Origin of the sequence: Oscillatoria sp. FACHB-1406 (genome assembly GCF_014698145.1) — a bacterium.
In the GTDB taxonomy this organism is placed as follows: domain Bacteria; phylum Cyanobacteriota; class Cyanobacteriia; order Cyanobacteriales; family Spirulinaceae; genus FACHB-1406.
On record NZ_JACJSM010000018.1, the window covers coordinates 1 to 21,946 of the forward strand.

The window sequence follows — 21,946 nt, forward strand, 5'->3', positions numbered from 1 at the left end:
CCTGAGTGAAATGAAAGAGGAAATAAAAAATTTAACACATTATCACTGGTTACATTTTCTCTAATTCTTTCGGTGGGTATCGCAACCGGATTTGGTATTAAGAATTAGCGTAGCATCATGAAGCGATCGTATATTCTAGATTTGGAAGAATTCACAAATAGGGTTTATCGATGAGCGTTACTATTTCCGACGAAGTATTACAGCAACTCCAAATGTCTGACGCTGAGTTGCTGAGAGAAATTTCAGTTTTGCTGTTTCAACAGGAACGGTTTACCCTCGGACAGGCGAGTCAGTTTGCTAGGATGAGTCAGCTAGAGTTCCAAAAATTACTTGCACGTCGCCAAATTCCTCTCCATTACGATTTGGCAGAACTCAGAGAAGATGTCAAAATTCTAGAAGCGAATGACTGGCGATGATTGTTGTCAGTAATACCTCGCCCATTCAGGAGAGTATTAAAGATGGTGCGTTACGGCGCGCCGAAAAATCAATCCTTATTTTCCCAAATTTAGCTCGCGCCTAACACACCCTACACAAGAACTTAGCCCGAACTAAGTAGGGTGTGTTAGCGAAGCGTAACGCACCATTTCTAAAAGCACGATTTCCTAAGAGGACATAGCAGTGCTATGTCCCGCAAAGCGAAAAATTTATTGCATTGCGATTGGGAATTGGTATGAAGGAGTAAGGTAGAGCAAGGTCAATACCCACTTGACGACGACTATCACCCCTTAGAAAGGAGTGGCTTTATGACCGCAACGCCCGTAAAATTGTGGACTGTCGAGGATTATCACCGCATGATAAAGGCGCAAATTCTCACTCATGAGGATCGCGTCGAACTGGTAGAAGGGCAAATCTTATCTATGAACCCCCAACAGCCTCCCCATGCTGCTGCGACTCAACGCACATCGGACTGTTTAAGAACGTTACTAGCCGGTAAAGGAACAATCCTAAGATTTCCGAAGCGAAAAATAATGTGTTTGGAATTCAAACGGGAATTGCGGTGATGTTTTTAGTAAGAACCCGGAAGAAAAAAAACATGACAATAGAAGCAAAAATTTTGACCAACATTGCAAAACTGCCTGACTCCGTTAAACAAGCTGTGTTTCTTTACACGGAGTTTTTAGTCAGTCAGTACGCAGAGGTGCTTCCCGATAAGACGGAAGAAGACTCAGAAAAACAATGTTTTGCAGGTTCGATGAAAGGAATTTTTGTTTTGCCCTTGCCTGAAGATTTTAATGAATCAATGGAGTCGAGCGATCCGGCTAAGAATGCAATGCTCGAAAAAAAGTATGGGTATGGAAGTTTAGCTAGAAAAATTACGATGTCTGATGATTTTGACGAACCTCTAGAAGATTTTAAGGAATATTAAGCTGTCTCTTAAATAAAGCGATTGGAAATTCAGGAGTTATACTATGTCCAGATTGCGGGTGACGCAGTATCAGGCGGAAGTTGAAAAAATTATTCGCTACGGCGGTTCTAAAAAAGAAACCAGTATTCGCAATGCCTTCGAGCGGTTACTGAATGAATACTGCGCGCCGCGTAACTATCTGCTAATTCCAGAACTGGACTACAAAACGAAGTTTAATACAACGGTGTTTCCGGATGGTACGGTAAAGGATGCGATTCGACTCGAGCATGGTTGGTGGGAAAGTAAGGACGAATACGACCGACTCGATGAAGAAATTGATAAGAAGTTTGAGAAAGGCTATCCGGACGAAAATATTTTGTTTGAGGATTCTCAGACGGCGGTGCTGATTCAACAGAGTCAAGAAGTGGCTCGGGTTTCGATGCGAGATGCGGAATCACTCGATAAGTTGCTGAATTTTTTCGTCGATTACGAACGCCCGGAAGTGAAAGATTTTCGGGCAGCAATTCACAAGTTCAAGGAAGATATTCCCCATATTTTGGTGGCGCTGCGAGATATTATTACGCAGCAGGAAGCAAACAATCGCCAGTTTTGCGATCGGCGCAATACCTTTCTGGATGTTTGCCGCCAGTCGATTAACCCAGAAATTGAGATTTTTGATATCCATGAGATGCTGATTCAGCACATTCTCACGGAGGATATTTTTACTAATATTTTCCACGATTCCCAATTCCACCGCGAAAATAATATTGCGCGGGAACTGTCGGAGATTATCAATACATTTTTTACGGGGGCGACGCGGAAAAATACGCTCAAGAGTATCGAGCATTACTATGCGGTGATTCGGCGCAAGTCGGAGAATATTGCCAACCATCACGAAAAGCAGAAGTTTCTCAAAGCGGTGTACGAAAATTTCTACAAAGCGTACAATCCGAAGGCAGCAGACCGCCTGGGAATCGTGTATACGCCGAATGAAATCGTTCGTTTCGCGATCGAAAGTACGGATTATTTAGTCCACAAACACTTCGGTAAATTGTTAAGCGATCCGGGGGTGGAAATTTTAGATCCTTGCACGGGAACGGGAACGTATGTGACGGAACTGATTGAATATCTTCCTGCTTCTAAGTTGGAGCATAAATACAAGCATGAGATTCATTGCAATGAAGTGGCAATTTTGCCTTATTACATTGCCAATTTAAATATTGAGTTCACCTATCAGCAAAAGATGGGGCATTACGAGGAGTTCAAAAATATTTGTTTAGTCGATACGCTGGATCATTGTACGGTAGCGGGGCATCAATTCGATTTGTTTGCAATGAGCGTGCAGAATACGGCGCGAATTCAGCAGCAGAACGAAAGAACGATTTCGGTGATTATTGGGAATCCGCCTTATAATGCTCATCAGGATAACTTTAATCAGCGCAACGCCAATCGGTTTTATAAAGGAATTGATAAAGCAATTAAGGAAAGTTATATCAAAGAAGGGACGGCTCAAAATCAAATTGTGGTTTACGATATGTATACCCGTTTTTATCGATGGGCTTCCGACCGTCTTGGCGAAAATGGTATAATTGCTTTTATTACAAATCGCTCGTTTATCGATTCTAAAACGTTTGATGGCTTTCGCAAGTGTGTCGAGCGCGAGTTCGATTATATTTACATTGTCGATACTCAGTCAGATGTGAGGAACAATCCTAAAATTTCTGGCACGAAAAATAATGTCTTTGGCATTCAAACGGGGATTGCAATAATGTTTTTAGTCCGAGCGCGAAAGGAGCAAAAAATATGACAATAGAAGCCACTATTTTGAAAAATGTAGAAAAGCTGCCTGACTCCGTAAAACAAGCAGTTCTTTTGTATACCGAATTTCTGGTCAGTCAATATGCTAATGGAAAGCCTGAAGAAGCACAGGAAAAGCCTAAAAAGAAACGTTTTGCAGGCTCGATGAAGGGAACATTTGTTTTACCTTTACCGGATGACTTTGATGAGCCGTTAGAAGATTTCAAGGACTATATGTAATGCCCTCTCTTTTGCTAGATACTCACACATTTATCTGGTTGTCAGAAAACGATTCTAATTTGCCAGTTTCTACGCGAGACAGGATTGAGGAGACAGAGGACGTATTTGTTAGTATTGCAAGTTTTTGGGAGATTTCAATTAAGCTAACAATTGGTAAACTCTCTTTGCAGGCTGACTTTGATGAAATTGAAGCAAGGTTTGCAGAAACACGCTTTCAATTATTACCGATTTTGATGAGGGATACGGTTCAACTTCGTCGATTGCCTCTTCATCATCGCGACCCATTCGATCGCATTCTTGTCGCCCAAGCAATCAATCATTCTCTAGCTCTTGTGAGTGCGGATGCGGCTTTTGATGCTTATCCAATTCAGCGAGTGTGGATATGAATACGGCCAAAATTTTCTACTTTACTTTACAGGACGAGCAAACCAAGGAAGAAAAGCTCGATTGGTTCGAGCGGACGCGATTTGAGGATATTCCGTTCGATCGCGTTACGCCGGATTGCAAGGCGAATTGGATTAATTTAACGGATAACGATTTTGATAGTTTATTGCCGTTGATTGATAAGGCGGTTAAAGCGGGAAAATCTCAGGAGGCAGTTTTTCAGCTTTTTTCAGCAGGAGTCAAGACTCAACGAGACGAGTGGGTATACGACTTCTCAAAAGATGCTTTGATTGAGCGGATGAAGTATTTTGTGGAAGTTTATCAAGAGCGTTTAGAACAAGGAAAAAGACGAGAACTTGATATTAAGTGGGATCGAGAACTGAATAAGTACATAGAACGTAAAATCCCAAAAAAATATAAGTATAGTTCAGTAGTGCTTAGTTCGTGGCGGCCATTTATAAAAAAATATTTTTATTCGGATAAACATTTCAATGGGATGACTTATCAAATCCCTAACATTTTCAATCAGGACAGAAAAAACGCAACTATTCAGATTCTAGTGTTGACAAAATATGCAATTTCTGTAGCTGGTACAAAAAAAACGGCATTTTTTACTCTGCTCTGTAAATTTATCTTATTTGTTGCATATAAGTATAAAACAGCTTTAAATGCAAGCTCAGCCCCTGAATACTTACAAGAAGACAATGCAGTAATTTTCTGTACAGACGTTGGCACGCAATCACCTTTTATTTTAACGGCAGCAGACTGTATTCCTAATTTGCATTTAGTGGGTACTACTGCCCAATGCCTTCCCCTCTACCGCTACGACGAAAACGGAAACCGCATCGATAACATCACCGATTGGGGTTTAACCCAATTCCAAACCCATTACAACGACTCCACCATTACCAAAGAAGCCATCTTCCATTACACTTACGCCGTTCTCCACCACCCCACCTACCGCAGCAAATACGAACTCAATCTCAAACGAGAATTTCCTCGTCTCCCCTTCTATCCCGACTTCCAGCAATGGGCAGCTTGGGGCAAAGAGTTGATGGATTTGCACTTGAACTATGAAACCATCGAACCTTATCCTTTACGCCGAATTGAGAAAGGTTCCGCGAAGGCAAAAAGCGAAGCAGCCGTGCAAGAATCTCTGCTTCCGACAGCCGCCCCTGACTCCAGTAAACCGATTAAACCCACGGTTCCTAAAGCAAAATTGAAGGCGGAGAAAACTGAGGGAAAAATACTTGTGGATACGGCGACGACATTAGAGGGGGTTCCCGCGATCGCGTGGGAATACAAACTTGGCAACCGCTGCGCCCTAGAATGGATACTCGACCAATATAAAGAGAAAAAACCGAAAGACCCGACGATCGCGAAACTTTTCAATACTTACAAGTTTGCTGACTATAAGGAGTCCGTGATTGACCTGTTGCAACGGGTTTGCACCGTCAGTATCAAAACAATGGAACTCATTAAACAAATGCCAACCGAGTGAAAATCGAGTAATACCAATTAAAAATTAAAAATTAAAAAACCTAGAGATATAGCAGTTTTCACATGAATGAGGTACACCCAGCGGGCGAATACCATTCGCCCCTACGGGGCGGCTCCAATTTTCGAGGGAACCTCAAGGGGCGCTTGATTGTCGAGGTTCCCTCGACAATCAAGCGCCGCCCCGTGAAAACAGCGCCCCTACCGATTTGATTTTTGGAACTGTACCTCACGCAAGCGAACAACGCTATATAACTCAGAATAATGGCAGTAAGAATCAAATTATGAGGTGCGTTACGCTGTCGCTAACACACCCTACTTTCTTAATAAAAACTGCTGCCCTGAAGTGTCACTCAAATTAATGGTGCGTTACGGCGCGCCGAAAAATCAATTCTTATTTTCGCAAATTTGGCTCGCGCCTAACACACCCTACACAAGAACTTGGTAGGGTGCGTTAGCCAGAGCGTAACGCACCATCGCGAACATTATTTAGAACGTTAAACCGCTTGCGGGACTTGCGGCTGGAACTGGAACAGCGAATACACGACATTACGACGAATATCGGTCATCACCTCCAAGAACATTTCGTAGCCTTCCTGCTTGTACTCGATTAACGGGTCTTTTTGACCGTAACCGCGCAACCCAATCGATTCGCGTAATCCATCCATTGCTTGCAGGTGTTCCCGCCACAAGGTATCGATTTGCTGCAAGATAAAGAACCGTTCTGCCTGTCGCATCAAACCGGGTTGAATCTGTTCGATTTGATTCTCTTTAAGGTCGTAAGCTTTGCGAACTTCTTCGTGTAAGAAAGTTTTAATTTCGCTCACCGTCATATCTTCTAAATGGGACGGTTGCAAATCTTCCAACAGATAAATAAACTCTTTCACTTTCTCGACCACTTTATCGAGTTCCCACTCTTCCGGCGGCAGTTCGGGGTTAACGAAAACATCCACGATATCGTCCATCGTCCGTTCGGCGTAACCGATGACCTGTTCTTTGAGGTCTAATCCTTCCAAAACGCGGCGACGTTCGGCATAAATGGCGCGGCGCTGATTGTTCATCACTTCGTCGTACTCGAACACCTGTTTGCGGGTGTCGTAGTAGAAGGTTTCGACCTTTTTCTGCGCGCCTTCAAGAGAACGAGTCAGCATTTTCGACTCGATGGGCATATCGTCTTCGACTTGGAAGGCTTTCATCAAACCGGCAACGCGATCGCCCCCAAAAATCCGCAGCAGGTTATCATCCAAACTGAGGAAAAACTTTGTCGAACCGGGGTCGCCTTGCCGTCCGGCGCGTCCCCGCAATTGGTTATCGACGCGACGCGATTCGTGGCGTTCCGTCCCAATGACGTGCAACCCGCCACAAGAAACGACTTCATCGTGTTCGCGGCGCGTAAATTGGTCGTATTCTTTACGGATGCGCTTGTAAACTTCCCGCAGCTTTTCAACCACGGGGTCGCTAGTCGGAGCATTTTCCGAAGCCACTGCCAACTTATCTTCCGCTTCCAATTCTCCTAAACTTTGCAGTCCGTATTGTTGAACGGCAAAATTAACCGCACTTTCCAATAATTCTTCGGTTTGAGGAGACAGTTCGGTCGGGAAAAGATCGACGGTTGCTTTCCAAGTTTTCTTCTTTTTCATGTCGCCGCCAAACCCTTGGGAGCGGTCTCGCTTGCGTCCGAAACCGGGAGCAACGAGGGCATCCGTATCTTCTGGCATGACGATTTTCGGCATGAAGTATTCCCGCACTTTCAATCGCGCCATGTAGTCGGAGTTACCGCCCAAAATGATATCGGTTCCGCGTCCTGCCATGTTCGTGGCGATGGTAACGGCTCCTTTGCGTCCCGCTTGGGCGACGATTTCCGACTCCCGTTCGACGTTTTCCGGGCGCGCGTTGAGGAGGTTATGAGGAATGCCTTTTTTGTGGAGCAAATCTGAAAGCAACTCGGACTTTTCAACGCTGGTCGTTCCGACTAAAACCGGGCGACCCTGTTGGTGCATTTCGGCGCATTCTTCGGCGACGGCTTGCCATTTTGCCGGTTCGGTGCGATAGACAACATCGGATAAGTCCTGCCGTTTGGAAATCAGGTTGGTCGGAATGATGGTGACTTGCAGTTTGTAAATCTTTTCAATTTCTGCTTCTTCGGTTTTCGCCGTCCCGGTCATCCCCGCCAGTTTGGGATAGAGGAGGAAGAAGTTTTGGTAGGTGATGGTGGCGAGGGTTTGGGTTTCGTTTTGAATTTCAACCTTTTCTTTGGCTTCGATGGCTTGATGCAATCCATCGCTCCAACGCCGTCCTTGCAGTACCCGTCCGGTAAATTCATCGACGATGACGACTTCGCCGTTACGAACGATGTAATTTACGTCGGCGATGAAGAGTTCTTTGGCTTTGATGGCGTTGAAAATGTAGTGCGCCCAAGGGTCGTTGGGGTCGTAGAGGTCGGTCACGCCGAGCAAGCGTTCGGCTTTGGCGAAGCCTTCGTCGGTCATGAGGACGTTGCGCGCTTTTTCATCGACTTCGTAGTCGAGTCCGTCGCCTTCTTCGGCTTGGCGAACCAGTTCTCGAGCGATTTCGGCGGCTCTCATGTATTTTTCCGTGGGTCGTTCGACCTGCCCGGAGATAATTAGGGGGGTGCGCGCTTCGTCGATGAGAATCGAGTCTACTTCGTCGATGATGCAGTAGTTGAAGGGACGCTGCACTACGTCACTCATGGCGGTGGCCATGTTGTCGCGCAGGTAGTCGAAGCCGAGTTCGCTGTTGGTAGCGTAGGTGATGTCGCAGGCGTAGTTGGTTTTGCGTTCGGCGGGGTTCATTCCCGATTGAATTAGGCCGACGCTCAATCCGAGGAAGCGATGGACTTGTCCCATCCATTCTGCGTCGCGACGGGCGAGGTAGTCGTTGACGGTGACGACGTGAACGCCTTTACCGGAGAGGGCGTTGAGGTAAGAAGGGAGGGTGGCAACGAGGGTTTTTCCTTCGCCAGTTCGCATTTCGGCGATTTGTCCGTCGTGGAGTACCATTCCGCCGAGGACTTGTACGTCGAAGTGGCGCATTCCGAGGACGCGCTTGGCGGCTTCGCGCACGACGGCAAAGGCTTCGGGGAGGATGTCCTCGAGGATTTCTTTTTCGATGCGATCGCTCGTAGCTTTCTCTAATTTTGCCCTAAACTCTGCGGTTTTCCCGCGCAGTTGGTCGTCGGAGAGCGCTTGAATCTCTTCTTCGAGCAAGGTTACGTCGGCGACGAGGGGTTGATATTTTTTGAGCTTGCGGGCGTTAGGGTCGCCTAAGAGATTTTTAAACATGGCTGAGGTTAAGCTAAGGAGCGCGATCGACTACCAAAGGCGGATAAATCATTATTTGTAATGTTATCACTTCCCTTGGTTCGGTTGGCAGATACGGTTAAGGGTTCGGTTTGGGGATAATTCCCGACTTTCCTTACTTTTTGGTTCTTCCTGGCTCTATTCTTACCCCAAGCAAGAGATTCCGAGCGATCGCATATAGACCAATGGCACTGACTTAAGGCTGGTGGGCGCTGCCCACCCTACTTTCTAAGTTAAGCGATGTTAGACAGGTTCTACGATTGCTGTCTGAGCTTAGAATCCCCGTGCGTTCACGCTGGGGAGTATGTCAAAGCAATTTTAAGAATTCTGCCAACCATTTAGGGTGGGCGGGCCAAGCGGGGGCTGTCACTAAGTTACCATCGACGATCGCATCTTCTACTTCCAGATCGACGTATTCTCCACCCGCTAGATTCACGTCGGGACCGCAGGCGGGATAAGCCGAACATCGCTTACCTTTGAGCGCGCCCGCTGCGGCAAGGAGTTGCGCGCCGTGACAGATGGCTGCAATGGGCTTATTAGACGTGGCGAAGTGCTGCGCGATCGCGATAACCTTGGGATTGAGACGCAGGTATTCTGGCGCGCGTCCTCCGGGAATTACTAACGCATCATAATCTTCAGCGCGAATCTCGGCGAAACTTGCATTGAGCATAAAGTTGTGACCGGGTTTTTCGCTATAGGTTTGGTCGCCCTCAAAATCGTGAATTGCTGTCCTGACTTTTTCACCGGCTTTTTTATCCGGGCAGATGGCATGAACGGTATGACCGACCATCTGCAAAGCTTGGAAGGGAACCATAACTTCGTAATCTTCTACGAAGTCCCCCACTAACATTAAGATTTTTCGTCCTACCATCTTTAATCCCTCAAATCGCTGTTTGTTAATTATCGATCTTTTCGGTTTGGCTGAAAACCAAATCTGGCTTCCTGGAGTTCTTTTCTACAATTAACGTTTTAAGTAGCGTTCGATGAGAAGAATGGCAACGATATCGTCAACAGGACGCGGCGGAACGCGCATTCCTTGGGGCAGGAGGCGAGTTAACCCTTTGGGGGGGTACATCTCCCAGTAGCGATCGCGCGCTTCCATCGTACTATTATGTTCGTCTACTAAGGCGACCGGAACCTTGACTTTTTCTGACAATTGTGCATTCCAGGTTTTTGAAGTCGTGCGATCGCCCATAACGATCTGGGTTACGGGATACTTTTGGCAGAGCGTTTGACAAGTCGCGATCGCGCTTTCCGAATCGACAACTTGATGGTAATACAATTGCCCCTTGCTATCTTTAACAGCAATACCGCACTTATCGCGCCCCGGATCGAATCCTAATATCATAGTTCGTAATTCGTAATTCGTAATTCGTAGTTCGTAATTCGTAATTCGTAATTCGTAGTTCGTAGTTCGTAGTTCGTAATTCCCCCCTTCATAACTCATAACTCATAATTCATCATTCATTTAAGATTGCGTACTAAATACAACCGAACCGCGTTGCATTGCTACCAATTTTAACTTTAACGGGCCGGAAGTATAAGCCGTTTCGACTGCAATCGCTTGAATACTATCAATTGGCTCTTTTGTTTTCATAATCTGCTCGATAAAATTGGTCAGCGCTCCCACTTGTTCTAAGGTTGTAATTTCGCCTTCGCCCACCCGAATTTCACCGAGTAATCCCGCCCGACGAGCGCGAAACTGAGAGGTTGCTAGTAATAAATCGAGTTGATTTTCGAGTTGCATCCGACTCGCAGCGGCGGCTTCTAAAGTAACAGCAGCGATCGCTTCCTCTTGTCTGAAAATCTCTCGATTCAGGGCTGCATCGGCAACGACAAAGACATTTTTTTCCTGCTCCACATAGTTCCCAGCAGAAAGGATGCGAATCACGTAATCTTGGCCGTCGTCGATGCGCTGAGTCAATTCCTCTACTTGCGCCTGGGAAATTTGAACGACGCGATCGCTAAAATCGCTATTATTATTGGGGCGGGTAGCGGAGATCGCGTTACGATTGGCTTGGCGAAGCAACTGATCGATCGCATCCTTCGCCGCCGCCGGATTGACAATTCGCAGCACGCCGAAGCCGAGAACCTGTCCCCGCGCGATCGCGACATTTCCCTGGCGCAATCCTTGGTAGTCTTGGGCGAGGGAAGCAATCTGCTCTTGCAACAAGCTCAAGCGTTCCTCCGATTGTTTCAAAGATGCTTCTCGTTGCATTAAAGTCGCATCCCGTTGGGAAATTTGCTCGTCGAGTTTAGCAATAGCGCGATCGCGTTCGGCTGCCTCGCGATCGCGTTCCGCAATCTTTTCATCGCGCCGATCTAACTCCGCTTGCAACGCCTGCTGGCGAACTTGCAACTGTTGCAAACTCTTCTCGCGCTGTTGCAAAATCGCATCTTGGGCGGCAATTTGTTGCTGTTTCTGGCGAATGATATCAAGGCGTTGGTTGAGTTCTTGTTCCTGTCCGCGCACGCGCCCTTGGAGTTCTGGCAGTCGGGCAAGCAGTTCGTCGCGCTGTGCCGTTAATTTTTGACGCTCCTGGTTAACTCGTTCGCGCTCGAGTTGAAAGGCGCGCAGCAAGTCATCCCGCTGTTTCAGCAGGGCTTGGCGTTCCCGAGCCAATCGTTGCGCCAATTCGTCGCGCTGGCGGACGAGGGTTTGGCGCTGTGCTGCCAAGTTTTGACGCTCGACGCGCAACCCTTTCACCTCGCCTTTTAAACCCGTCACCTCTTTATTAGTGCGATCGAATAAAGTTCGCGCTGAGAGCAGCCCTTCTTGCACCTTGCGCCGATCCTCCGTTACCTTCGCGAGTTCCTCCTCGACCCGCGCCTTCTCGTCTCTTACCGCCCCTAAATCGGTTTCTGCAATGCGTTTTTGCTTGAGAATCTCATCAATTTCAAAAACGCCCTGACGTAGGGGTTTGCTGAATGTAAACAGGATTGCCAAAGTCGAAGCCGAAATTGCCGTTCCCGTCAAAACCGTTACCACCGTCGCCGTTTGGCGCGGACGAAGGCCAAACAGTCGCAAGCGCGCCTTGCCCACCTTCGTCCCCAAGCGATCGCCCAATACCGCGATCGCACCCCCTAAAATTAGAAGGGCGATCAATAAAATAGCAGCGCTAGTGAGCATTCCCCAATCGTTCCATCCAGCTATCGAGCATTGCCAATCGGCAGAGCGCTTGCCAGCCCTCCCTGCTCATATAGTGTAAGCGAAGTTGGAAAAAAGCCATTTTGCTTCAAGTTTGCTTATCAAAGCTCGAAGCTTTGGCTTAGGTAAATTGTTGGCTGAGGGCGACGGGATTGTGAACCGTAATTTTTTTCTTGTGAATCGAGATCATCTTTTCTTGGCGCAAATCGCCCAACAGGCGAGTTACGGTGACGCGAGTCGAACCGATCGCTTCGGCGATCGCTTGGTGGGACAATTTTAAGTCAATGCGAATCCCCTCTTGGGTCGGAACGCCAAAATCCCGACAGAGAATCAATAGAAAACTCACCAAGCGCGATCCCATATCGCGATGCGCCAGCGTTTCAATCATCATCTCCGTTTGCAAGATGCGCGACGATAAACCTCGCAACATCAGCATCGACAGATCGGGATTATCCTTAAGGGCTTTTTCAAACTGTTCGATGGGAGCCGACAGCAACTCGACGGGGGTAAACGCGACGGCGTGATAAAAGCGATCGGAGTGCTGTCCGGTAATTAAAGACAGTACGCCAAAAACGCTATTTTCCCGCAGCAGCGCCACGGTAATTTCTTCACCGGCTTCGTACACTCGCGAAAGTTTCACCGCGCCTTTGAGCAAGAAATAAACGCGCTCGGCGGGATCGCCAGGGAAGAAAATGGTTTTACCGCGATCGCAAGTTTCGACAACAGGCGGAAACGAGCCGCTTCCAATTTGCCGGAATACGGTGGCTAGAGGTTTATCTTGAGATACCGAAAGATCCATTACGCACTTATCAAGACAACGGTATTGTTTCAATTGTCGAACTTACGCAGGCAAACTCGGTTTCTAGGAAAAACCGTTAGCTTGGAAAAGAGCGATGCAGAAACCGGATTAGTGGCTCTTATCACGTGCAAGTCCCGATCGCAGCGTTTGCGCTCGTTAAATTTTTTAAGTCTAGCATGAGCTTTATCCCCCAAGACGCGATCGGTCGCATCGACAAGGGAATTTTGCCATTCCCTTCAATCCCCTACCGCCCTCACCGACTAACCCGTTTGCTCCCAACGGCGAATCCTATCCCTCGCAAGCCGTAATGGTAAGATTGGTGGGATTACTGACCCCCCGTGACGGCAGTTGCCATGAAGTCAAAACCGGGCAATGGATATTGACTTCATCGCCCTACAACTACGGTAAGGAGGTCAAAAACTTTCTCTCAAACACTATGCTAAATTTAAGCGGAAAAAATGCCCTCGTAACTGGTATTGCTAACAATCGCTCCATTGCTTGGGGAATTGCCCAACAACTCCACGCTGCCGGTGCAAACTTAGGCGTGACTTATCTTCCCGACGAAAAGGGACGCTTTGAGAAAAAAGTGCGCGAATTAGTCGAAGAACCGATCGCGCCTAGCATTTTTGTTCCCTGCGACGTTCAAAATGACGAGCAAATTCAAGAAGCTTTTAACACTGTTGCCGATAAATGGGGCAAACTCGACATTTTAATTCACTGTTTGGCCTTTGCCGATAAAGAAGGTTTATCCGGCGATTTTAGCGCCATTTCTCGCCAAGCCTTTTCCCAAGCTTTAGAAATTAGTACCTATTCTCTCGGTCGTTTGGCAGGGGCGGCTAAACCCTTAATGAACGAGGGCGGCAGTATCGTCACGCTCACCTATTTAGGCGGCGTTAGAGCGATCCCCAACTATAATTTAATGGGAGTCGCAAAAGCCGGTTTAGAGATGAGCGTGCGCTACCTCGCCGCCGAAATGGGACCTCATAATATCCGCGTTAATGCCATCTCAGCAGGGCCGATTCGTACCCTCGCATCTTCTGCCGTCGGGGGCATTCTCGATATGATTCACCACGTTGAAGAAGTTGCACCCCTGCGCCGCACGGTGACGCAAACCGAAGTCGGGAACGCCGCAGCTTTCTTGTGTAGCGATTTAGCCAGCGGCATCACCGGACAAGTATTATATGTCGATGCCGGTTACGAAATTATGGGAATGTAAATCGGGGGTAAGGAGCGATAAATTTAGTCCGAGCTTACTGTCCTCGAAGCTTTAAATAATTTAACCCTCGCCTCGGTTCGGAATTGTACCGGAGAGCGAGGGAAAAATTCAAAATTTCCCGACAGCTTGAACTCGATTTTGTATTTCTAGCAACTTACTGGAAATGCGCGGCTAACTTCATTCTGAGTTCCAGAAGTTTGAACTCTGTGATATTGCGGATGGTAATCGAACAACCATCTGCAAATTTTACAGCACTCAAGCAATACCAGTTCTGCTGGTCGTCATTTTCCCAATAAAATTCTTGCTCGATTTCTTCTCCCGTTTCAACAACTTCTACGAGTAAATCAAACAGGGTCGGAGTCAGTCGCTCTATCAACTTTTTCTGAATGGTGTTACCGATGAGTTCTTCTCGTTTTTGACCTAAGATTTTAGCAAAGGCGCGATTGGAAACCAAACAAGAAAAATCTTCGATTTCTTCGGTTGTCGTATCTCTTATCGCTTCTAAGGCAGCAATACCATCTTTAGAATTGTTCAACAAACTCGTCAGTAAAGTTCGAGATTGGGAGAGAATCTCTGAGGTTTGTTTATACTGTTCGATTTGCTTCATTAGCTGGAGTTTTTGCTGCTGAATATTGAGGAGATTTGAATCCTTGCCGAGAGATTCTTCTGGCTCAAAAATTTTAGCCATATCAACTCCAACCACTTTTATCGTTCTCACCTTATTGGTGATTTTGTAGGGCGCACTTAATAAAACGATCGGGATGTCCGCGCTGGCTTCATCCGCTTTTAAGGATTGGTAGATATCATAGCCATTCATTAGGGGCATTTCAATATTCAGTAAAATCAGATCGGGTGAGTGATGGCGGATTATTATTAATGCCATCTTACCGCTGGTGACACCGCGAACATTATAGCCCCGTTTGCTCAATACTTTTGTTAAGAATTCTAAGTTCTTAATTGAGTCGTCAATAATTAAAATGTTACCTTTAGGATGTTCATTTCGATGAGAATCTCTTTCCCCTCGATTGTCTGGAGTAGAAGGATTTTTGTTGCTTTGCTCTTCCATAATGCGTCGAAAGTTATTTTTAGTTATTTTTTCTCCACATACGTTTGAAAGGCATTGCCATAACGCAGCAGCTAAATCTTTAATATAACCAAGGCTTAAATATAACCGTTCGGCAACAGTGGTATAGGTTTCATTGTTCCAAGCTGCCTTAAGGATTTCTCTTTCTGGGAGAGTTAGTTGTTTCCCAGTTTGAGCGTTTAAGAGTGCTTCTATAAGTTGGAGTGCTTCTTCGCTTGTCATAATTGACCTGATACTTTTCGGGCAGAGTATTTGCATTGTGTCAATCACCTCCGTTTGCGATCGCTCGGTAGGCATCTTGGTCTAGTTAAAGTTCATATTGATTACCAGATTGCACCCTTTTCTTAGCTAGCGAGCAAACTTTTTTCTATTTTTGTACAATAGCTCGGTAAAAACACTAAATTTAGTTTGCACTTCCTAATTGAATTGCACAACTCAAGTTTGACGTTTTAATTCTTTAAAGGAATATTCACTGACAGCGAGGGCTACAAGTCCCATTCTAAATAGCCCTCAGCGTTTGTTAATTTTTTTTAAGATAACAGCGAAATTACTTAACTTGAGAAAATTTTCTCTATCTTGCGAAGGAGGGCAGGGACATTTTCCTGTGGTACTGCCGACTTTTCCGACTCAATATATCCGACTTTTCCGACTGACAGGGGCGGGGCAGATGAAGCAGGATTGAAGGAGCGAAGCGCTAAGAGCGATCGCGCGCTTAATCGCCAAATATCCAACAAGTAATATTATAGACCTAATACGAGTAGGCATGAAAATAGATTCTCCAACATCTACCATGTCAAACCCGAGCGACCTCGCCGTAGAGATACAGTCAGAATTTTGGCAGCAATGGCAGCAGTATCGAGATTATCTTTATCGTTGCTGCGTTAAGTGGATGGACGGGAACCCAATAGATGCGGAAGATGCGCTTAGTCGGGCGATGCTGAAAGCTTGGGAGAAAACGCAAAAGTTTGCCGGGAAAATTGCTAACTTTAAAGCTTGGCTGACAACGCTAGTACGGAACCTGTGCGTGGATATTCATCGAGAGCGCAGTCGCAGAGCAAATCGAGTTGAGGATATCGAAGTTTACATCTTTGCTGAGGAGCAAGGACGGGTTTCGGTTGAGAATACGCCAGACATCAAACTCGATAATAGCGAGAGACAGATGATTATTCGTCGCGCAATTGATAACTTACCGACACGGATGCGCGAGACATTTATTCTCCACTTTTATCAAGATCTCACCTATTTAGAAATTGCCCAGCGACAAAATATCACCTATCAGAATGTCTGCAAGCGAATTTCCCAGGCGCGGAAGATTTTGCAACAGGAGTTAAGGGTCTATTTTATCGGGGAAGAGACGCATGAGGATGGTTAAATCAAATATATTTTTGCACCCAACGCGCGTCAAATATCAATTCATAAATGCGGTTATTGACTTGGAGATAATCCCCTTTCTTAACGACTAACCCCGACATTATCAAGTCCGTTTCTGCTAAACTATCAACCGCTAAAACTTGCCCTCGATCTAAAATTTCTCTGTAAAGTTGTAGCAGTTCAATTGCACGCTGTTTATCGCTCAAAATCCGATCGCGGATTGTCCGTAAATGCTCTGGTTGGTCTTGGGATTCCCAATCTTCGATAATGTGCGATCGCACTAACCCTTCCACGTAAGCAGCTTCGTCGTTAGTCGGAATAGAAGCCTCAGAACTACAAATCAGTTGGCAGACTTTTTGGGTGAGAAAAGGCTGTCCCCCCGTCCAAGCGATGACTTCGTTAAGCAACGTTTGCGGATTGCTAACTCGTTGGGTTAAACCTTGCAATAAGGGCTGCGCTTCATGCGCTTGAAAACCGTTGAGTTGAACTGCTTGACCGACATTAAAAGGCGTGCGATTTCTATCTTGAATGAGTTGGGAGGGAGTCGCTACGCCTAATAAAACAAAATTTAAGCGCTGGTAGTCGGAACTATCCGCCCTTTTATTATAGCAAGTGCGGATAATACCGAATAAGGCGCTGCTGTCAAACTGAAGGTCGAGGACGCTATCAATCTCATCAATAAAAATAATAATTTTTTCAGAGATAACTGTTAATAACACTTCATTGATAAACTCTGATAACCGCTGCACGGAGGATAAAAAGTCTCGTTCCCGCCACCAAGTCCGAATATTGACTTTATCTAAGAGATTAAAACCGCTGGCTAAAAGGTAAGCCAAGCCTGCGTACCACTGCTCTAAAGTGGTCTGGGAATTACTAATCGTAGAAACATCGATCGCGGTACAAACAAAACCCTCAGATTGTAGCCTTTTCATGATTTGGACGCGCAAGCTGGATTTCCCCATTTGTCGCGTATTGAGGATATAACAAAGCTGTCCGAGTCTTAAGGCTTTATATAAATATCGATCGGCAGATCGCACCACATAAGTTGGCGCATCGATAGGCAAACTGCCGCCGACTTGGTAATTATAACTCTGTGGTTCTTCCGCACTCCGTAGCAGCGCATTTTCAATCACTAACTCCGCTTGCGTGGCTTTGAGAATATCTAGGGTATGGGAGAGTTCATTTGTGCGTTCTTCAACTTTCTGCTCCAAGGTTCGGTTATAATCTTCTAACTGTTCGTAAAGCGTTGCATTCTCAATCGAGATAGCAGCTTGAGCGGCAATGATTGTTAAAGTTTCGACTCGTTCGGGAGTAAAAGCGCCGATCGCGAGATTATTCTCTAAGTAAATAATACCAGCAAGTTTACCGCGATCGAGGAGGGGCGTACAGAGGATAGACTTGGGTTGAGTGGCGAGAATATAAGCATCGCCAGTAAATTGCCCTTCCTCAGTAGCGTTATTCAAGACGACATTTTCTTGGCTGCGAGCGACATAGTGAACAATTGCAGTTGACAGCAAAGAAACGCCCGTTGCAGCATCTACAGAATCAATAGGAATCGATTGTAAAATCGTCATGCGATCGCCCTCTACAGCCGCTTCAGCTTCGATCGCCCAGTTAATTTCCTCATTTTCTGGTTTAGTCGGGGAAGGTAAGATGAGAAAACTTCTTTGAGCGCCTGCATTCTCGATCGCAATTTTCATCAACTTCGCCAATAACTTTTCCAACACGATTTCGCTGGAAACCATTTGGGAAGCTTTCAGAACGCTGGAAAAATCCAAGTTTCGCTGCAAACTTTCTCCGCTTGTCGTGGTTGAAATAGTTAGGGTCGTATGCGGGAAACCGGAAATAGTTTGAGCTAAAAACTGCGGATATCGTTCTTCTAAGTCTTTGACCTTGGCTTGCGCTCCCCATCTTTGGTAAGCGTAGTGTGCATCTTGCAGGTAGTGACGGGCAACATGGTTTTGACCTTTAGCGAGATAAAATTTGCCTGCGAGTTCGTTAGCAAGCGCTTCTTCATTGAGATATTGGTTTTCTTGGGCTAGGGAGATCGCGCGATCGTAATATTCTCTGGCTTCCGTATTTTTTTCCAACACGCGAGCGCGTTCTGCTTCAACCAGATAGAATTTATGCAAAAAATTCATGGGGGCGTGGTGCGCCCATACTTCCATCTTTTTCTGGTTAGCATTTACTTTTTTGAGATGCTGTTTTTGTTTAATTTTTTGGCTTTCCTCGCAAACAGCTAGCCTTACCAGAGAATCATAAAAATAAAAACAAACAACTAGAATTGTACTTAATGCACCACCTACATATTTTTCTGCGATTGGTGCGGTTTCTATAGCTATATCTAAATTTTTGAATAAATAGCAAAGCGTTAATCTTTGGAGATAGATTTCAAAAATTGAATAAATATCATTGGACTCGGTGATAATTTGCAGCATTTTTTCTTCGTCGTACTTCGTGCCAACCAAGTGCCAAGAGTTATTAGACTCTCCCATCAAATTCAATACAACTTGCCAATATCTGTCTTGATAACTCTGTACGTGCTTTTGATTTATTTGAGCCATTCCCTGACTGTATTTAGCGATTTCTCGCTCTAGCCATCCGAGTTCTTTACCCATCCAGTAAGCATGATAACAATAAGTGTATGCACCAAAAACGGCATATTGTAGATCTCCTGTTTCCAAACCGATTTGATAAGATTCCAAGCTGGGTTGGAATACTTCGATAAAATGTTTTTTCCAAGGAATTGTAAACGCATTGACTTGGAAAGTAACCCAGCATTTTAGTTCTTTGGCATTGAAACGTTCCACCAAGTTTAAAGCCAGTTGACCGAACTCGTAACCAGCATCCAAATCCAGCATCATTCCACACAAAATCATCCCGTAAGCAGCGTATCCTTGAGCCGACAAAGCCGTATTGCCGTATTCGATCGACAAACCGACCATATTTGAGGCGATGAAAGGTAAAAGCTGCGGGAATGCTTCGTAGGTGGGGTGAATTAATTCGGAAAGAATTGCGATCGCAGCCAGTTTCTCAGGATCGCTCATCGCTGGCAAGTTAATTAATTCTGAAGGTTTTTTACCAGACCATGCAGATTTAGCTTTCTCTAAAGCCAAGCTAGTATCAGCTTTACTCGGTTTTTTTGGCAGGTGTACGCCCAACAGATCCAGTATTTCCCGCCCAATATTTACCGCTTGTAATAATTGATGGTTGTTGTTACAGTAAGCTCTAATCCGAACTTGATAAACTTTTAACTTATCCGAGACAGTTTTTGCGTACTTTTGTACGACTTTCGCTAATGCTTCCGTTTGCTCGAACTCATCATTCAAGTACGCCGCTTCTGCTGCTTCTACATACAGGTCTAAACCCAGATCGTATTGCTCTTGCCAGCTATTTTTATCCAGCAATTTCAAACCAATTTGCAAATAATGAGATGCCGATTTATAAGCAGATGAAGCTTTTGCTCTTTTGCCAGCAATTAAATTTAATCGCGCCAGTTCGGAGCGCTCTTTTTGTGCCTCGATTAAATCCAAACCCCAATTCAGTTGATTGACGAGATCGAAAATTTTCTGCTCTTGTTTATCGAGGGGAGTATTTTGCAATAACAGTTTGCCCACTTGCCAATGTACCGCTTGTTTTTCCGTTGGCGGAATCAAGGAATAAACTGCTTGTTGAATGCGGTCGTGAGCAAACTTATATTTAACATTAACTTTTTCTTCCCAACCATCAACATCAAGCTCGATCGGTTTGTAGGCATCGCTCAGGGGCAGAATCAATCCTTCAACAATTGCAGGCCATAAGTTTTTGGCGGTTTCTTGAGCCGATTTTTGCGAAACAATCGCTAAAGTTTGCAGGTCATATTGATTACCGATACAAGCTGCTAGCTTTAGAACTTGTTTCGTTTCTTCCGCTATTTTTTTAGCTCGATCGGTCATTAATTCTACCACATTATCGGTGATATTCCTAGCTTGAATTTGCTCTAGGTTCCACTGCCAGCTACCGCGATCGAAATCAAATTTTAATAACTGTTCTTTATATAAAGCTTCTAAAAATTCGTTGATAAAAAAGGGATTGCCGTTAGTTTTAGCCAGTATCAATTCAGCTAAAGGTAAGCTTTGCTGCGGTAAGCATTTAGTGGCATCGGCAATTAATTGATTGATGTTCGGTAAATCCAAAGCCGACAACTGGATGAAATTCACGATTTCCTTGGCTTTTTGAATTTCATCGATCGTTAACATCAAGGGATGAGCTTCGCTGACTTCGTTATCTCGATAAGCACCAATAACAAATAGATAATGGTTATCTGGCGCGGTCATCAGTAATTTAATTAATTGCAAAGAAGCTCGATCGGCCCACTGTAAATCGTCTAAGAAAATGACGAGGGGGTGTTCGGGTTGAGTGAATACCCGAATAAAATTTTGAAAAACGAGGTTGAAGCGATTTTGGGCTTCCGTTGGGCTTACTTCTGGTACGGTTGGTTGAGCGCCAATAATTAGTTCGAGTTCTGGAATAACATCAACAATTAGCTGACCGTTTTCGCGAAGTGCTGCTAACAGTTTGTTGCGCCATTCTGCAATTTGGGCTTCGCTTTCCGTCAATAGTTGCTGCACTAAAGAGCGCAGTGCTTGTACCAACGCATCGTAGGGAATATCTCTTTGAAATTGGTCGAACTTTCCTACAATGAAATACCCCTGTTGCTGTGTAATTGGCTTGTAAACTTCTCGGACTAAAGCTGATTTCCCAATTCCAGAATATCCGCAAACCAACATCAGTTCGCTGCTGCCCTCACAGACACGGGCAAAACCAGCGAGTAGAGTATTGATTTCGGTTTCTCGTCCGTAGAGTTTTTGGGCAATTTGAAAGCGATCGCAAACATCCTGCCGACCGAGATTAAATTCATTAATCCGCTTGTTAGAACACCATTGGTTGTAGCATTCTTCTAAATCTGCTTTCAAACCGTAAGCTGATTGGTAACGGTCTTCGGCGTTTTTCGCCATCAGCTTGAGAATAATTTCAGACACAGGCTGAGGAATTTCTGGGTTGAGTTGGTGAGGTGGAATCGGTTGCTTGGCAATATGAGAATGCACCCACTCGATCGCATTATTGCTTATAAACGGTAATTGCCCCGTCAATAACTGATAAAATGTAACGCCAAGCGAGTAAAAATCGGTGCGATAATCCACAGACCGATTCATCCGTCCCGTTTGTTCCGGCGATAAGTAAGGTAATGTTCCTTCTAGCTTATCGGGATTCCCTAACGGTATATTCTCTCTGGAGATCGCTGCGGAAATTCCAAAATCAATCAGCTTGATTTGATGAGTTGTTGGATTAAAAATAATATTAGCTGGATTAATATCTTTGTGAGTAATATACCGCTGATGGACTTGCCCGATAATTTCCGTGATTTCAATTGCTATTCCGAGAAAATCTCCAATACTCAACTTGATATTTTTGGTTAAGCCTATGAGAGATTCACCCCCAAAATCTTCAACGGTCATAACCCACCGATTTTGGTCGCTTTCTAAGCTATAAACATCTGCCACTCCCTCTATATCTAAACTTTTCGTCGTTTCAAACTCTCGTTTAAAACGAGCGATTCTTTCTGGGGAGGGATAGACATCCTTAAGCATTTTAAGGATGACGGATTGGCTTTCATTTTCGCGATATCCGCGATAGACGATCGAGTTTTGGCTTTCGTAAAGTTTTTCTGTAACCTGGTAATTGCAAATAGTTACCATGAAAACT

The 21,946-nt window shown here is 45.3% G+C and carries 16 protein-coding genes; 9 read left to right on the top strand and 7 right to left on the bottom strand.

Annotated elements, in window-relative coordinates; genetic code table 11:
• Positions 1-170 precede the first annotated feature (170 nt).
• The 7 genes from H6G50_RS16715 to H6G50_RS16745 all read left to right on the top strand — a co-directional run bounded on the left by H6G50_RS16715 (position 171) and on the right by H6G50_RS16745 (position 5,267).
• Positions 171-416, top strand: a complete 246-nt coding sequence (locus tag H6G50_RS16715; protein WP_190718578.1) for a UPF0175 family protein — start codon at positions 171-173, stop codon at positions 414-416.
• 327 nt (positions 417-743) lie between these two features.
• Positions 744-1,001 carry a Uma2 family endonuclease gene (locus H6G50_RS16720; RefSeq protein ID WP_190718580.1) on the top strand — a complete coding sequence of 86 codons (258 nt, stop codon included), beginning with the start codon at positions 744-746 and terminating at the stop codon, positions 999-1,001.
• A 32-nt stretch (positions 1,002-1,033) separates the two neighbouring features.
• Positions 1,034-1,366, top strand: coding sequence for a DUF2281 domain-containing protein (locus tag H6G50_RS24220; RefSeq protein WP_242032860.1), 333 nt, complete (start codon positions 1,034-1,036; stop codon positions 1,364-1,366).
• Between the two features lie 43 nt (positions 1,367-1,409).
• The gene (locus tag H6G50_RS24225; protein WP_242032861.1) at positions 1,410-3,152 is read left to right on the top strand and encodes an N-6 DNA methylase; all 1,743 of its coding nucleotides are present in this window, start codon (positions 1,410-1,412) and stop codon (positions 3,150-3,152) included.
• Complete coding sequence (locus tag H6G50_RS16735; RefSeq protein ID WP_190718582.1) at positions 3,149-3,382, top strand: DUF2281 domain-containing protein; 234 nt, start codon at positions 3,149-3,151, stop codon at positions 3,380-3,382. Before H6G50_RS24225 ends, H6G50_RS16735 begins: the two co-directional genes overlap by 4 nt.
• Positions 3,382-3,768 (top strand): type II toxin-antitoxin system VapC family toxin, encoded by a 387-nt coding sequence (locus tag H6G50_RS16740; protein WP_190718586.1) that lies wholly within the window; start codon positions 3,382-3,384, stop codon positions 3,766-3,768. The genes H6G50_RS16735 and H6G50_RS16740 overlap by 1 nt, the downstream gene beginning before the upstream one ends.
• Complete coding sequence (locus H6G50_RS16745) at positions 3,765-5,267, top strand: type ISP restriction/modification enzyme (protein ID WP_190718589.1); 1,503 nt, start codon at positions 3,765-3,767, stop codon at positions 5,265-5,267. The genes H6G50_RS16740 and H6G50_RS16745 overlap by 4 nt, the downstream gene beginning before the upstream one ends.
• 493 nt (positions 5,268-5,760) lie before the next feature.
• Here the strand turns inward: H6G50_RS16745 and secA are convergent, their stop codons facing one another.
• The 5 genes from secA to ntcA all read right to left on the bottom strand — a co-directional run bounded on the left by secA (position 5,761) and on the right by ntcA (position 12,530).
• Positions 5,761-8,565, bottom strand: coding sequence for a preprotein translocase subunit SecA (gene secA / locus H6G50_RS16750; RefSeq protein ID WP_190718591.1), 2,805 nt, complete (start codon positions 8,563-8,565; stop codon positions 5,761-5,763).
• A gap of 325 nt (positions 8,566-8,890) precedes the next feature.
• Positions 8,891-9,454, bottom strand: coding sequence for a DJ-1/PfpI family protein (locus tag H6G50_RS16755; RefSeq protein ID WP_190718594.1), 564 nt, complete (start codon positions 9,452-9,454; stop codon positions 8,891-8,893).
• Positions 9,455-9,544: 90 nt separating this feature from the next.
• Complete coding sequence (locus tag H6G50_RS16760; protein WP_190718597.1) at positions 9,545-9,931, bottom strand: pre-16S rRNA-processing nuclease YqgF; 387 nt, start codon at positions 9,929-9,931, stop codon at positions 9,545-9,547.
• 120 nt (positions 9,932-10,051) lie between these two features.
• Positions 10,052-11,713, bottom strand: coding sequence for a DUF3084 domain-containing protein (locus tag H6G50_RS16765; RefSeq protein ID WP_190718601.1), 1,662 nt, complete (start codon positions 11,711-11,713; stop codon positions 10,052-10,054).
• 139 nt (positions 11,714-11,852) lie between these two features.
• Positions 11,853-12,530 carry a global nitrogen regulator NtcA gene (ntcA, locus tag H6G50_RS16770; RefSeq protein ID WP_190718604.1) on the bottom strand — a complete coding sequence of 226 codons (678 nt, stop codon included), beginning with the start codon at positions 12,528-12,530 and terminating at the stop codon, positions 11,853-11,855.
• Between the two features lie 436 nt (positions 12,531-12,966).
• Here ntcA and fabI point away from each other — a divergent pair, with 436 nt between their 5' ends.
• On the top strand, positions 12,967-13,746 hold the full coding sequence (fabI, locus tag H6G50_RS16775; RefSeq protein WP_190718607.1) for an enoyl-ACP reductase FabI: 780 nt from the start codon (positions 12,967-12,969) through the stop codon (positions 13,744-13,746).
• A gap of 154 nt (positions 13,747-13,900) precedes the next feature.
• Here fabI and H6G50_RS16780 read toward each other — a convergent pair whose 3' ends face one another.
• Complete coding sequence (locus H6G50_RS16780; RefSeq protein ID WP_190718609.1) at positions 13,901-15,052, bottom strand: response regulator; 1,152 nt, start codon at positions 15,050-15,052, stop codon at positions 13,901-13,903.
• Between the two features lie 568 nt (positions 15,053-15,620).
• Between H6G50_RS16780 and H6G50_RS16785 the strand changes: the two genes are divergently transcribed.
• On the top strand, positions 15,621-16,202 hold the full coding sequence (locus H6G50_RS16785; RefSeq protein WP_190718612.1) for an RNA polymerase sigma factor: 582 nt from the start codon (positions 15,621-15,623) through the stop codon (positions 16,200-16,202).
• A 1-nt stretch (position 16,203) separates the two neighbouring features.
• Here H6G50_RS16785 and H6G50_RS16790 read toward each other — a convergent pair whose 3' ends face one another.
• Positions 16,204-21,939: an AAA family ATPase gene (locus H6G50_RS16790; RefSeq protein WP_190718615.1), complete on the bottom strand. Its 5,736-nt coding sequence runs from the start codon at positions 21,937-21,939 to the stop codon at positions 16,204-16,206.
• Positions 21,940-21,946 lie beyond the last annotated feature (7 nt).